The sequence below is a fragment of the Streptomyces sp. NPDC001536 genome (assembly GCF_042894505.1).
GTDB lineage: Bacteria > Actinomycetota > Actinomycetes > Streptomycetales > Streptomycetaceae > Streptomyces.
This window is the reverse complement of sequence record NZ_JBIAVQ010000002.1, coordinates 181207-194787: the sequence shown is the minus strand read 5'-3', so window position 1 is coordinate 194787 and position 13581 is coordinate 181207. Positions and strand designations below refer to the sequence as shown.

Below are 13581 nucleotides of genomic sequence, written 5' to 3'. Positions count from 1 at the left end.
CGGTCCGCGTTCAGCCGGACCTCCGGCTCTCCGCGGCGGCGAACAGCGCGATCGCCAGGACGACCAGGGCGACGCTCGCGTAGAGCTCGTAGCCGTCGAGGAAGCCGACCCGTTGTACGAGTCCCCAGTGCACATCGGTGAACTCGTGCACCAGGCCGGCGACGCCCTGCACCAGGGCGAGGAATCCGAGCAGTTCCAGCAGTTGCTTCATGTGCACACGCTCGCCCCGCGGACCCCCCACGGTCATCGGCCGCGGGGCGAGGCACGTGCGACGGAAGTCTGCGGTCCGCACGCAAGGGCCGCGCCGAAAGTAGGCGGCCCGCCGACTTTGGTCGGAGATCCCGTCCGCGCGGAGGTGACACGGGCCTCGCGTGCGTAGATTTGTCGACCGTGAGTGGAGACGAGCGCGTAGCGGTGCCCCAGGCGTTCACGGGGCGGCGCTGGCTGATGCCCTCGGCCGTCCTGAAGGAGCTCGACCCGGACGGCGAGCGCCCCGGGCGGCGGCCCCGGCGCACCGCGCGCGACTGGCTCGTCGACTTCAGCTGCTTCGCGGTGGCCGTGATCGTCGGCCTGGTCGGTGCGGAAGCGGTGACCTCCAACCCCCATGTCCCGGACGCGCTCGCCCGCCTCGACCAGGTCATCGGCGCGGTCGCCTGCGCCGCGGTGTGGCTGCGCCGCCGCTGGCCCCTCGGGCTGGCCGTCGCCTCGCTGCCCATAGGGCTTGTCTCGGACACCGCGGGCGGCTTCTGCATCATCGCCCTGTTCACGCTCGCCGTGCACCGGCCGTTCCGGTACGTCGCGTGGGTGGGCGGGGTCAACATGGCGCTGATCCCGCTCTACTTCTGGATCCGCCCCGACCCCGACCTGCCGTATCTCGTCGTGGTCCTCATCTTCGTGCTGATGACCGCGGTGGTGGTCGCCTCGGGCATGGTCGTGCGGTCCAAGCGGCAGCTCGTACTGAGCTTCCAGGACCGCGCCCGGCGCGCCGCGACGGAGGCCCGGCTGCGCGCCGAGCAGGCGCAACGGCTGGCGCGCGAGGCCATCGCCCGCGAGATGCACGACGTCCTCGCCCACCGGCTGACCCTGCTCAGCGTGCACGCGGGCGCGCTGGAGTTCCGGCCCGACGCACCCCGGGAGGAGGTCACTCGGGCGGCCGGTGTCATCCGGGAGAGCGCGCACGAGGCGCTCCAGGACCTGCGCGAGATCATCGGTGTGCTGCGGGCCGGGGACCAGGAGGACACGGGCCGTCCCCAGCCGACGCTCGCCGCGCTGGACGCGCTGGTCGCCGAGTCCCGTGAGGCCGGTATGAAGGTCGGCCTCGACACCCGTGTCACCGACCCCGCCGCCGTCCCCGCCTCCATCGGCCGCACCGCCTACCGCATCGCCCAGGAGGGCCTGACCAACGCCCGCAAACACGCCCCCGGCACCGAGGTCACCGTCTCGGTCGAGGGCGCGCCCGGCGAGGGCCTCACCGTGACCGTCCGCAACCCCGCACCCGAGGGCGAGGTGACCCCCGTACCGGGCTCCGGGCAGGGGCTCATCGGGCTGACCGAGCGGGCGTCGCTGGCCGGCGGGAGGCTGGAGCACGGTCCGGAGGACGGCGGGGGGTTCGGGGTGCGGGCGTGGCTGCCGTGGGCATGAACAGGGCCCCGCGCACCGGGTGTTCGCCCATCCGTGTGAACGTGCCGGTGAAAAGGGCGTGTTCGGCCGCTCCCATGTCCTGAACCCCTCCCGTTCCCACCCGCCGGGACGCGCCAGAGATCGCTAACCTGGTTACGCCATGCGGCCTTTGGGGCCGTTGAGCCACAGGGGCGGCGAGGCGGAGGCGTGGACGCGTGGAGGCGACACCGTACGACCTGAGCACACTGCTGTGGGAGATCCAGCAGACCATGAACACCGGCGGGCTCGACGGACAGGACCTGGGCCGGCTGAGCACCCTGGTCCTGGACAGGCTGGGCTGCCGTACGGCGACCCAGGCCTACGACCGGCTCTACGACGACTGGGCGGCCCTGCCTCCCGCCACCCTGCTGTCCGGGATGCGGGCCGGACAGGTGCTGAGCGTCCTGCCGTTGCTCCGCCTCGACCAGCCCCTCGCCGACGGTCGGCGCGAGGAGGAACTCTGGCGCGCGGCCCAGCGGCACGGACCGGCCGACGAGCAGTGGCAGGCCACCGTCCTCGCCATGAACGGCCTGTTCCCGCTCCAGCACGCCCGGGAACCCGCCGACCTGGAGGTGGCGCTCGCCCGGATCGAGACGGCACGCACGGTCCACCCCGACGGCACCCACGTACGCGCCAGGCTCGACCTCGCGCATGCCGGGATCCGCGCCCATCTCGCCCAGCTGAGCGGCGGTGAGGACGACTACGACGCCGCCGTGGACGACATGGCCCGCGTCGCCGCCTCACCGGCCCTGGACGAGGCGACCCGGCTGGCGATGGAGCCGCAGGTCGCCCTGTTCCGGGCCCAGCAGGCCGCCCGCCGCGAGGACGAACCGCTGCTCGTCGAGCAGATCCGGGTGCTGGAGGCCGCGCTCGCCCGGATGTCCCCCGACCACATGGACCGGCTCACGCTGGAGTCCAACGTGGAGGCGGCCCGCGGCTACCTGACGATCCTGCGCGGTCAGCGCAGCGGACGACTGGAACCCGCCCCGGAAGGCGCACAGCCCGCCGTGACGGTGGCCGAGGTGCGCCGGCAGATCGCCGCGCTGCCCCGCAACGCACAGGCCGACCGGCTCGGCGAGGCGGGCTTCAGCCGGGGCATGCGCGCGATGATCGCCCTGGACTACCACGGCATCCTCGAAGCCCTGGAGCTACGGGAGGCCGCCCTGGACCTCCTCGAACCCGACGACGACCGCTGGCTGCGCAACGCGGGCAGCATCGGCACCGGCCACTGCGCCGTCGTCGCCGCCGAGATCGCACCGCCGGCGCTGCGCCCCCACCACCTGGACCAGGGCATCGCCTGGCTGCGGCACACCCTGCGCCTGATGGGCGGCCCCCACCATCCCCTGTGGGGCGGCACGGCGCTGTCCCTGGCCAGGGCGTACCGCATGCGCGGCGAACTGCACCCGCCGAACTCCCGGACCCGGCACCGCAACGCCGAGGAGTCCCGCCGCGTGGGACTGGAAGCCCTGCGGGCCACCGCCCGGGGCGTGCTGCTCCAGTCCGGTACCGCACACGCCGCCGAGACCGGCCGGCGGGCGGGGGAGCAGGCCGTCGAGGTCGCCCGGTGGTGCGTGGCCGACGGAGCCCACACCGATGCCGTACGCGCCCTGGACGCGGGCCGCGGTCTGGTCCTGCACGCCGCGACCGTGGCGACGACGGTGCCCGACATGCTCGGCGAACTGGGCCGCCCGGACCTCGCGGACGAGTGGCGTGCCGCGGGGAGCGGGCCCGAGCCGGGAGAGGAGGCGCTCCTCACCGGAGGGCCGGCGGCGATGGGCCCGAGCAGCCGGTTGCGCCGCCGCGTCCTGGAGGCGCTGACCGCGTCGCCGGTCCGCCGACGGCTGCTGGAGACCCCCGAGCCCGAGGAGATCGGCCACGCCCTGCGCACCATGGGCCGGACCGCGCTGGTCTACCTGATGCCCGGCGAGGAACACGGCATCGGGGCCGCCCTGATCGTCTCCGCGGACGCCTCGGTCCAGGCACTTCCCTTGCCTCAACTCGACCTCGAAGCACCTCCGTTGGCCGACTACCGGACCGCCGGCACCCTCGGCCGCGACGCCGGTGGCCCGCCCACCACCGCCCACCCCTCGCCCCCACCCCGCCCCGACACCGGCACAGCCGCCCTGAAGCGGCTGTGCGACTGGGCCGGTACGGCGGTGATGAGGCCGCTGCTCAAGGTGCTCCCGCGCGGCTTCGGCCGGGTGCCCTCCGTGGTGCTGGTGCCCATGGCGGAACTCGGCGCCGTGCCCTGGCACGCGGCCCGCACGGGAGCACGGCGCCACGCCTGCCAGGACGCCGACATCTCCTACCTGCCGTCGGCCCGTCTGCTGTGCGAGATCGCCGCCCGCCCCGCCGTGGCGCCGCCCGCGGACCAGGCCCGCCAGGCTCTCGTCGTCGGCAACCCCACCCGCGACCTCCACCACGCCGGCGAGGAGGCCGAGGCCGTCCACCGCACCTTCCACCCGCACGGCGAACTCCTCGGCCCCGGCACCGCCACCCCCGCCGCCGTCACCGACTGGCTGCGCCGTCAGCGCGGCGGCCTGCTGCACCTCGCCTGCCACGGCGAGGTCCGCAGCGGTGAACGGCACAGCGCCGGACTCGTCCTGTCCGGCGGGCAGTTGGCCGCCGAGGAGCTGACCGAGGGGGCGAGCCGCTACGACGGACTGGACCTGGCGGTGCTCGCGGCCTGCCGTACGAACGTGTCCGGGCGGGGCTACGACGAGGCGTACAGCCTGTCCACCGCGTTCCTCGTCGCGGGCGCCCGCTCGGTCATCGGCTCCCTGTGGCCGGTGCCCGACGAGGCCACGTCCCTGCTGATGTACATGACCCACCACTACCTGAGCAGCGAGGGCCAGACGCCCGGACCGGCCCTGCGCAGCGCCCAGTTGTGGATGCTGAACGACCGCCGGGCCGTCCCGCCCGGGATGCCGTCCCGGCTGCGGGAGCGTGTCCACCGGATCAGGGCCGACGACCTGACGGCCTGGGCCGGCTTCACCCACCTCGGCTGGTGACACGCCTCCGGTTCAGGTCACCTCGGTACGCACCGCCACCTGGGCCGTACCCCAACGCCCCACACCGGGTGCGGAGTTGCCGGTATCCCGGCCGTCCGACGGTGTGGTGAACCGCAGCAGCCCGCCACCGCGGGGCATCGGTGCGCGAGCCCCGGCCTCGGGCGGCCAGGCGGGCAGCCGGAACGGGGCGAGATTGAGCTCCCTCTCGGCCACGATCACCTTGAGCCAGTCCCGCGCGAAGGCCCCCGGCACCACCGCCCGCCCCGGCGGAAGCCGCAGCCACACCGGCTCCCCGCGCCGGGCCGCCCCCGCCTTCCCGGCACCGATGAACTCACCCTCGTACAGGTGCGGCGACGAGCCGTAACCATCCGTCAGATCCAGCAGGACGCACCACAGTTGCCGGTCGGAGTCGTTGTGGACACGCACGGTCACCTGGGGCTCCCGGCCGTCCCGGGTGTATCCGCAGACGACCTCGCCGTCGGCCGCGTACCGCACGCCGCCCACCGAAGTCGGCTCGACGGTGACCCGCACCCGGGAGGACAGCCACGGATCGGGATTGGTCAGGTCCAGGATGCGATGCCAACGGGCGATGTGCGCAAGGCAGTCGACGACCCGGCCCGCGTCCGCGGCGGACCGCAGCGGCAGATCCGGCACGGGATGCCCGGCCCCGCCCGACACCCGCGCCCACCCGCCGCCCGCGTCGACCCGCAGGGGCAGCCCGTCCCCGCCGATCGCCAGCGACGGCTCACCTACCAGGGCCGTCGAGAGCAGCCGTACGGCCCCCGGTTCCCCGGCGAGCGTCACGGCGGCCGGCGTGAACGCCAGTGCGGACGGCGTCACCTCGAACACCGACTCCCGGTCGGCCGCGCTGGGTTGCCAGCCGACCGGTTCCACCAGGACGGACTCCGGCCGCAGTCGACGTACGACGACCGTGCGGGACGTGTCGTCGCCGAGCAGGGTGAACTCGGCGCCGGTCGCCCGCAGACCGTGTGCCTGGCCGCAGTCGACCTCCCAGCCGGACGCGGTGTGCCGCAGCAGGAAGGGCGAGGTCGCGAGGGCCTCGCCGACCAGGAAGCGGCCGTTCTCCGGGCCGCGCAGCTCGGGGTGCTGGCGGGGTGCGAGGGCGGCCTCGACCAGGGCGTGCACGGCGCCGTACGTCGCCGTGGGGCCCAGCCGGTCGAGGGTGCCCAGCAGGGCGTGGCTGAAGCGGCCGCGGAACCGTCCGTCGAAGTAGCCCTCGTGCGCGTACTCGTCCGGGCGGCACGCGGCGAGCAGCACATGCCGGCGCGGTCCCGGCCGTACCTCGCGCGTCACGGACGTACGCCACCACGGCCGCCAGTCCACGCCACGCCGGGTCTCCCGGGACGCGCCGCCCGAGTGACAGGAGTCGAGGACCGCGACCACATGGGCACCGCGGGCCGCGATCTCGTCGAGCAGCGGGCCGAGTTCGGCGTCCTCCAGCAGCGGCTGACCGCCCGCGTACAGGCTGTCGTGACAGACCAGCGCCTCCGACCAGCCGCTCGCCACGCGCGGATCGTCGGTGGGGCGGCGGCTGCCGTGCCCGCAGAACCACAGCAGTGCCGTGTCGCCGGGACCGCCGCGCCCGAGGTGGTCCCGGATGCCGGCCAGCACGGCCGCCCGGGTGGCCTGGGCGTCGTACAGCGTCCGTGTCTCGGTCGTCGAGCTCTGGGCACTGAGCCAACTCTCCGCCGCCCGCACGTCGTTGACGCAACCGCGCAGGGGTCTGCCGGGGTAGTCGTCGATGCCCACGAACAGGGCGTAGACGGTACGCATGAGCTGATCCTGCCTCATGACTCCGTGTGGTGACGTGAGTTGACTTGAGTGAACCGATCCGCTGACCTATGTGCAGCCAAGGCGTCACGAGTACCGGAAGGGACAGCAGCGTGAGTTTCGGGGGACCCGACAACCCTTATCAGCCGCCGTATCCGCCACCTCCGAGCACCGGGCCGTACATCCCGCCCCAGCCCTACCCGGATCCGCACCTCTATCCGAATCCGCACCCCTATCCGCCGTACGTCCCGCAGCCGCGGCCGTACGTCTCGCCGTGGGGGACGCTGAGCGGGCTGCGCGGCGCCGAATGGCCGCCCCTGCGCGACCTGTTGCGCGGTGGCCGGCCGCGGATCCACGGCTGTGTGTGGGCGTTCCTGCTGGTGCCGTGCACATGGTTCGTCGTGCCGTCCCTGATGGTCGGGTACGTGTTCGCCCGCTCCGCCCGCGTCAGGGCCCACCGCCTCTTCCCGCCGCGTGCGCACCGCCTCCACGACGACCCTCAGGTGACCCGCCTGCAGAAGGCGCGAGCCCTGAGCGCGGCCCTCATGACGCTGGCGCTGCTGGTCGTCTACGGCAAGCCGGAGGACTTCGGCGAGGCCCAGGAGCAGTACATGATGCGGCTCGTGGTCACCCCGCCGCTGCTGCTCCTGAGCGCCCCCGTGGTGATCGCGGTGCTGTTCCGGTGGGCATCGCCGCACCTGAGGCCGCACATGGGACAGCGGGTGCGCGCCGCCGGGAAGGCCGCCCTGTGGTACATCGGCGCGGTGACGGCGGTGCCCCTGATCATGGTGGGGATCATCATGCTCGAACGGGAGTCGGCGACCACCGCCGACTTCCCCTGGCCCACCGTCGCGCTCATGGTGCCCCTGGTCTGGCTGCTGTTCTTCCTCGTGTTCGCCACCGGGCCCGCCGTGCGCGGCGGGTTCAACGCCGCCGAGGTGCACGCCGCGCTGCCCGCCCTTCTCACCGGCGTCCTGGTCTGGGAGTTCGCGCTCATCAGCCTGGCCGCGGGCGGACTGCCGCCCGGTCCGCCCCTCGTGCAGTTCCTCGCGTTCCTGTGCGGCCCGGCCTCGGTGTGCGCGGTCGCCTGGTGGGAGATCCACCGGCTGCGGTCCCGGCACGGAGTGCGGCTGCGTGGCTGACGACAGCCGGTAGGACCCCGAAACCGTGATTACGTAAGCCCCATGACCGCGATCAGACTGCTCCTCGTCGACGACGACCCGCTGGTCCGAGCCGGCCTGTCCCTGATGATCGGCGGTGCCGACGGCATCGAGATCGTCGGGGAGGCCGCCGACGGCAAGGACGTCGACGCGCTCGTCGACCGCACCCGCCCGGACGTCGTCCTCATGGACATCCGGATGCCGTCCATGGACGGCATCACCGCCACCGAACGGCTGCGCACCCGGCCCGACGCGCCCCAGGTAGTGGTCCTCACCACCTTCCACGCCGACGAACAGGTCCTGCGCGCCCTGCGCGCGGGTGCCGCCGGGTTCGTCCTCAAGGACACCCCGCCCGCCCAGATCGTCGACGCGGTACGCCGGGTCGCGGCCGGCGACCCCGTCCTGTCGCCCACCGTCACCCGGCAGTTGATGCACCACGCGGCCGGCACCGCCGCCGACACCCGCCGCTCACGCGCGCGTGAGCGCATCTCCGCCCTCAACGACCGCGAACGCGAGGTGGCCGTCGCGGTCGGCCGGGGCCTGTCCAACGCCGAGATCGCCGCGGAGCTCTTCATGAGCGTGGCCACCGTCAAGACCCATGTCTCCCGCATCCTGGCCAAGCTCGACCTCAACAACCGGGTGCAGATCGCGCTGCTCGCGTACGACGCGGGGCTGCTGGACGAAGGGGCCGCGGAATCCGAGGGATCCGGGGAGGGCGGGCACTAGCGGGGCATGCCGCGCGTTCTCTGTGCGAGGGGAAGGGATCTTCATGGCTGAAGTGGTCGACTTAGGCGAGTTCGGCGAGGCGTTCCGCACGGACCCGCATCCCGTGTACGCGCGACTGCGTGAGCGCGGCCCGGTGCACCGGATCCGGCCGCCCGGCTCCGATCCCGGCTACTGGGCCTGGCTCGTCGTCGGGCACGAGGAGGCGAGGGCGGCGCTCGCCGACCCCCGGCTGTCCAAGGACGGCCGCCGGATCGGTGTGACGTTCCACGAGGAGGAGCTGATCGGCCGCCATCTGCTGGGCGCCGACCAGCCCGAGCACACCCGGCTGCGCGGCCTCGTCGCCCGTGCCTTCACGATGCGCCGCGTGGAGGAACTGCGGCCCAGGGTCCAGGAGATCACCGACGACCTCCTCGACGCGATGCTGCCCTACGGCCGCGGCGACCTGGTGCAGTCCCTCGCCTACCCCCTGCCGATCACCGTGATCTGCGAGCTCCTCGGCGTGCCAGAGATGGACCGCACGGAGTTCCGGAAGGTGTCGACGGAGGTGGTCGCGCCCACCAGCCCCGAGAACTCCTACGACGCCGTCGTCCGGCTCGACGCGTACCTGCGCGAGCTGATCGAGGACAAGCGGTGCGCGGGACCGGGCGACGACCTGCTGAGCGACCTCATCCGCGCCACCGCCGAGGACGGCGACCGGCTCTCCCCGCAGGAACTGCTCGGCATGGCCTTCCTGCTGCTGATCGCCGGCCACGAGACGACGGTCAACCTCATCACCAACGGCGTCCACGCCCTGCTCACCCACCCCGACCAACTCGCCGCCCTGCGCGCCGACATGAGCCTGATCGACGGCGCGGTCGAGGAGACGTTGCGCTACGAGGGCCCGGTGGAGAACGCGACGTTCCGCTACGCCGCCGAGCCCCTGGAGATCGCGGGCACCGCCATCGCCGAGGGCGACCACGTCATGGTCGGCCTGACCGCGGCCGACCGCGACGGCACCCGCTACCCGGCCCCGGACACCTTCGACATCCACCGCGATCCCCGGGGCCACCTCGCCTTCGGCCACGGCATCCACTACTGCCTGGGCGCTCCCCTGGCCCGCCTGGAGGCGCGTACGGCGATCCGGAGCCTGCTCGACCGAGCCCCGGACCTGGCCCTGGACGGGCCGCCGGGGGAGTGGCTGCCGGGGATGCTGATACGGGGGCTGCGGAGTCTGCCGGTGCGCTGGTAGGGCTGTGCAGGGGGCAGGGTCGTGGATCCGGAGGGCCGTTCAGCCCGGCAGTTCCGCCATCCGTACCGGCCGCCGCTCCCGTCGCGACACCTCGCACGCTTCCGCGATCCGCAGCGCCTGCAACGCCTCGCGTCCGTCGCAGGGGTTGGTCCGTTCGCCGCGGACCACCTCGACGAAGGCGTTCAGCTCGGCCTCGTAGGCCGGTCCGAACCGTTCCAGGAACCCCGTCCACGGCTTGGTCGCGGCCGGTGGGCCCGTCGGTTCGGTCGAGGCGATCGGTGTGCGGTCGTCGAGGCCGACGACGATCTGGTCCAGCTCTCCGGCCAGCTCCATCCGGACGTCGTAGCCGGCGCCGTTCAGCCGGGTCGCCGTGGCCGTGGCGAGGGTGCCGTCGTCGAGGGTGAGGACCGCCGCGGCCGTGTCGACGTCGCCCGCGTCACGGAACATCGGGGGCCCGGCGTCGGACCCGGCCGTGTACACGTCGACGACCTCCCGCCCGGTGACCCAGCGCAGCACGTCGAAGTCGTGGATCAGCGTGTCCCGGTACAGCCCGCCGGACAGCGGCAGCCACGCGGCCGGCGGCGGCGTCTGGTCCGAGGTCAGCGCCCGCACGGTGTGCAGCCGTCCGAGCCGCCCCGACCGCACCGCCTCCCGGGCGCCCGTGTACCCGGCGTCGAAGCGGCGCTGGAACCCCATCTGAAGAACGGTCCCGGCCGACTCGACCTCGCCGATCGCCTGGAGCGTGCCCGGCAGATCGAGGGCGATGGGTTTCTCGCAGAACACCGGCAGCGCCGAGCGTGCCGCGCGGCCGATCAGTTCGGCGTGCGCCGACGTGGCCGTGGTGATCACCACCGCGTCCACGCCCCACCTGAAGATCTCGTCCACCCCCGGCGCCGCCGTCTCCCCCAGCCGGTTCGCGAGCTCCTGGGCCCGCGCCCCGTCCGCGTCCGTCAGGATCAGAGAGCCGACATCGCGATGACGACTGAGTGTGTTCGCGTGGATGGTGCCGATCCGGCCAGTACCGATGACGCCGATGCGCATGTGAACAAAATGTGGCCGAGAACCCCACCCTGTCAATGCATATGTCCGGACAATCGAACTACACAACTTCCCGTCAACAGCGCGCGGAGCTACGCTCGGGCCCGTGCCGAAACCAGATGTGGACCCGACCGTGTCGCTCGAACTCAGTGTGGACCGGAGCAGCCCGGTGCCGTTGTACTTCCAGCTGTCCCAGCAGCTGGAGGCCGCGATCGAGCACGGCAGCCTCACCCCCGGCAGCCTGCTGGGCAACGAGATCGAGCTCGCCGCGCGCCTCGGCCTGTCCCGGCCCACCGTCCGCCAGGCCATCCAGTCGCTCGTCGACAAGGGCCTGCTGGTACGCCGCCGCGGCGTCGGCACGCAGGTCGTGCACAGCCAGGTCAAGCGCCCGCTGGAGCTCAGCAGCCTCTACGACGACCTGGAATCGGCGGGCCAGCGCCCCGCCACCAAGGTCATCGTCAACACCCTCGTCCCGGCCTCCGCCGAGGTCGCGGCCGCGCTCGGAGTGGCCGAGGACAGCGATGTGCACCGCATCGAGCGGCTGCGCCTCGCGCACGGCGAGCCGATGGCGTACCTCTGCAACTACCTCCCGACCGGCCTGATCGACCTGGACACCGGCCAGCTGGAGGTTACGGGTCTGTACCGGATGATGCGGTCCGCCGGAATCACCCTGCACAGCGCCCGTCAGTCCATCGGCGCGCGCGCCGCCACCGCCGCCGAGGCCGAACGGCTCGCCGAGGAGGAGGGCGCTCCGCTGCTCACCATGCAGCGCGTCACCTTCGACGACACCGGGCGCGCGGTCGAGTTCGGCACCCACACCTACCGGCCCACCCGCTACTCCTTCGAGTTCCAACTGCTCGTGCGGCCCTGACGGCCCTCCTCGGAGCCGCCCGGGTGTCGCCGCATTGGTCGCAATGTCCGGACAATGCGACCCGATGCACGGTCCCCGGTCACGGGGCCGGTTCATCGGCACCCTTTCGGGCGGCGAACGCGAGTGCGTGGGCGCTCGCGTGCGCGGCGCGATCGACGACAACGCGCCCGTACCCGGCAAAGCACAGGAACCGCCCCTTTGCTCCCCCGCACAGCACCCTTACTCACGGTGAGGCACAATCGGGCCTGATGAGCACCTACGGCAATTTCACGGCCCCGATCGGCTCCCGGCGTGCCCCCGTCCTCCGCACGGTCGGTACCAGGGAACGCCGCTCGCACCTGACCGCACCCCGCGTGCCGACGGTCGGTATCGACATCGGCGGCACCAAGGTGATGGCGGGCGTCGTCGACGCCGACGGCAACATCCTGGAGAAGCTCCGCACGGAGACCCCGGACAAGTCCAAGAGCCCCAAGGTCGTCGAGGACACCATCTGCGAGCTGGTCCTGGACCTCTCCGACCGCCACGACGTGCACGCGGTGGGCATCGGCGCGGCCGGCTGGGTCGACGCCGACCGCAACCGCATCCTGTTCGCCCCGCACCTGTCCTGGCGCAACGAACCGCTGCGCGACCGCCTCGCCGGCCGGCTCGCCGTGCCCGTCCTGGTCGACAACGACGCCAACTCCGCCGCCTGGGCCGAGTGGCGCTTCGGCGCCGGCCGCGGCGAGGACCACCTGGTCATGATCACGCTCGGCACCGGCATCGGCGGCGCGATCCTCGAGGACGGCCAGGTCAAGCGCGGAAAGTTCGGCGTCGCGGGCGAGTTCGGCCATATGCAGGTCGTGCCCGGCGGCCACCGCTGCCCGTGCGGCAACCGAGGCTGCTGGGAGCAGTACAGCTCCGGCAACGCGCTGGTCAGGGAGGCCAAGGAGCTGGCCGCGGCCGACTCCCCGGTGGCGTACGGGATCATCGAGCACGTCAAGGGGCAGATCGGGGACATCACCGGCCCGATGATCACCGAGCTGGCCCGTGACGGCGACGCCATGTGCATCGAGCTGCTCCAGGACATCGGCCAGTGGCTCGGCGTCGGCATCGCCAATCTCGCGGCCGCCCTCGACCCGTCCTGCTTCGTGATCGGCGGCGGTGTGTCGGCCGCCGACGAGCTGCTGATCGGCCCCGCGCGGGACGCCTTCAAGCGCCAGCTCACCGGCCGCGGCTACCGCCCCGAGGCGCGCATCGTCCGCGCCCAGCTGGGCCCCGAGGCCGGCATGGTCGGCGCCGCCGACCTCGCCCGCCTGGTCGCCCGCCGCTTCCGGCGCGCCAACCGGCGCCGGGTCGAGCGCTACGAGCGCTACGCCAAGTACACGGAGGCCCGCCGCACGACCCAGGGGCAGGCGTGAACCCGTCCGTGACCCCTTCGGTGCCGCGGCAGGGCGACTCCCCGGAGGAGCCGCGCCGGCCGACCGAGGACCGCCGCCACCGCAACCGCCGCCGGGCGCTCACCCTGCTCATCATCGTGCTGCTCATCGGCGTCCCGGCCGGCTATCTGGTGATCTCCGCCAACCAGAGCCGCAACAGCGGCAAGGACAAGGAGGCGAAGTACTCGGCGACCGGCCTCACCGCCGGCTGGCCGTCCAAGGTCCAGCGCCGCCTCTACCAGGTGCCGATCCCGCACCCCGCGGACCGGATCGCGTACTACGAGACCAACAACTGGAAGACCAGCCGCCTCTACGTCCAGTTCCGCACCAGCAGCGCGGGCCTCGACACCTTCCTCGCCGGCGTCGGCGTCAACCGCGACGACCTGAAGGCGGGCGACATCACCATCGGCGCCCGCGACCAGAAGATCACCGGCTGGAACTTCACCGGCCCCGGACCCTGGTCGGGCCTCGTCCACAAGCAGAAGAACCCGGCACCCACCCAGGACATCGTGGTGAACACCGCGGACCCGGCCAACCCGATGGTGTACGTCGTCTCCCGCACCGTCCCGTAGCGCGGCTGCCCGACCTCCCGTCACGGCGGCCCGGCCGGTCGCCGGAGCCGATTGTCAGACCCCGCCCGTAGAGTCGAAGACGTCTGATCCGACACACGGGAGGGGAGGTG

General features: G+C 72.9%; 11 protein-coding genes. 8 read left to right on the top strand and 3 right to left on the bottom strand.

Going from position 1 to position 13581, the window contains the following annotated elements; genetic code table 11:
* Positions 1 to 10: 10 nt before the first annotated feature.
* Complete coding sequence (locus tag ACFY0U_RS06095; protein WP_388630918.1) at positions 11 to 211, bottom strand: hypothetical protein; 201 nt, start codon at positions 209 to 211, stop codon at positions 11 to 13.
* A 170-nt stretch (positions 212 to 381) separates the two neighbouring features.
* Here ACFY0U_RS06095 and ACFY0U_RS06090 point away from each other — a divergent pair, with 170 nt between their 5' ends.
* On the top strand, positions 382 to 1641 hold the full coding sequence (locus ACFY0U_RS06090; RefSeq protein ID WP_388630915.1) for a sensor histidine kinase: 1260 nt from the start codon (positions 382 to 384) through the stop codon (positions 1639 to 1641).
* Positions 1642 to 1835: 194 nt separating this feature from the next.
* Positions 1836 to 4670: a CHAT domain-containing protein gene (locus ACFY0U_RS06085; protein ID WP_388630912.1), complete on the top strand. Its 2835-nt coding sequence runs from the start codon at positions 1836 to 1838 to the stop codon at positions 4668 to 4670.
* A 12-nt stretch (positions 4671 to 4682) separates the two neighbouring features.
* Here the strand turns inward: ACFY0U_RS06085 and ACFY0U_RS06080 are convergent, their stop codons facing one another.
* Positions 4683 to 6464 (bottom strand): caspase domain-containing protein, encoded by a 1782-nt coding sequence (locus ACFY0U_RS06080; RefSeq protein ID WP_388630910.1) that lies wholly within the window; start codon positions 6462 to 6464, stop codon positions 4683 to 4685.
* A 110-nt stretch (positions 6465 to 6574) separates the two neighbouring features.
* On the opposite strand from ACFY0U_RS06080, the gene ACFY0U_RS06075 reads away from it, so the two are divergent.
* From ACFY0U_RS06075 to ACFY0U_RS06065, 3 genes are read left to right on the top strand one after another with little or no spacing between them, the layout of a single operon-like run.
* A complete protein-coding gene (locus ACFY0U_RS06075) occupies positions 6575 to 7603 on the top strand; it encodes a hypothetical protein (RefSeq protein WP_388630906.1) in 1029 nt (342 codons plus the stop codon).
* A 42-nt stretch (positions 7604 to 7645) separates the two neighbouring features.
* Complete coding sequence (locus ACFY0U_RS06070; RefSeq protein WP_388630903.1) at positions 7646 to 8347, top strand: response regulator; 702 nt, start codon at positions 7646 to 7648, stop codon at positions 8345 to 8347.
* Positions 8348 to 8390: 43 nt separating this feature from the next.
* Positions 8391 to 9575, top strand: a complete 1185-nt coding sequence (locus ACFY0U_RS06065) for a cytochrome P450 (protein ID WP_388630901.1) — start codon at positions 8391 to 8393, stop codon at positions 9573 to 9575.
* 39 nt (positions 9576 to 9614) lie between these two features.
* Here the strand turns inward: ACFY0U_RS06065 and ACFY0U_RS06060 are convergent, their stop codons facing one another.
* Complete coding sequence (locus ACFY0U_RS06060) at positions 9615 to 10616, bottom strand: Gfo/Idh/MocA family oxidoreductase (protein WP_388630898.1); 1002 nt, start codon at positions 10614 to 10616, stop codon at positions 9615 to 9617.
* A 130-nt stretch (positions 10617 to 10746) separates the two neighbouring features.
* Here ACFY0U_RS06060 and ACFY0U_RS06055 point away from each other — a divergent pair, with 130 nt between their 5' ends.
* The 3 genes from ACFY0U_RS06055 (at position 10747) to ACFY0U_RS06045 (ending at position 13471) form a co-directional block, all read left to right on the top strand.
* Positions 10747 to 11484 (top strand): GntR family transcriptional regulator, encoded by a 738-nt coding sequence (locus ACFY0U_RS06055; RefSeq protein WP_388632368.1) that lies wholly within the window; start codon positions 10747 to 10749, stop codon positions 11482 to 11484.
* A 248-nt stretch (positions 11485 to 11732) separates the two neighbouring features.
* Positions 11733 to 12881, top strand: a complete 1149-nt coding sequence (locus ACFY0U_RS06050; RefSeq protein WP_388630895.1) for an ROK family glucokinase — start codon at positions 11733 to 11735, stop codon at positions 12879 to 12881.
* 8 nt (positions 12882 to 12889) lie between these two features.
* A complete protein-coding gene (locus ACFY0U_RS06045; protein ID WP_388632366.1) occupies positions 12890 to 13471 on the top strand; it encodes a sugar kinase in 582 nt (193 codons plus the stop codon).
* The last annotated feature ends 110 nt before the right edge of the window (positions 13472 to 13581 follow it).

Excerpts from the sequence above, each read along its gene's own strand:
- ACFY0U_RS06095 (WP_388630918.1), bottom strand. The coding sequence starts at position 211 with ATGAAGCAACTGCTGGAACTGCTCGGATTCCTCGCCCTGGTGCAGGGC.
- ACFY0U_RS06080 (WP_388630910.1), bottom strand. The coding sequence starts at position 6,464 with ATGCGTACCGTCTACGCCCTGTTCGTGGGCATCGACGACTACCCCGGC.
- ACFY0U_RS06070 (WP_388630903.1), top strand. The coding sequence starts at position 7,646 with ATGACCGCGATCAGACTGCTCCTCGTCGACGACGACCCGCTGGTCCGA.
- ACFY0U_RS06065 (WP_388630901.1), top strand. The coding sequence starts at position 8,391 with ATGGCTGAAGTGGTCGACTTAGGCGAGTTCGGCGAGGCGTTCCGCACG.
- ACFY0U_RS06060 (WP_388630898.1), bottom strand. The coding sequence starts at position 10,616 with ATGCGCATCGGCGTCATCGGTACTGGCCGGATCGGCACCATCCACGCG.
- ACFY0U_RS06050 (WP_388630895.1), top strand. The coding sequence starts at position 11,733 with ATGAGCACCTACGGCAATTTCACGGCCCCGATCGGCTCCCGGCGTGCC.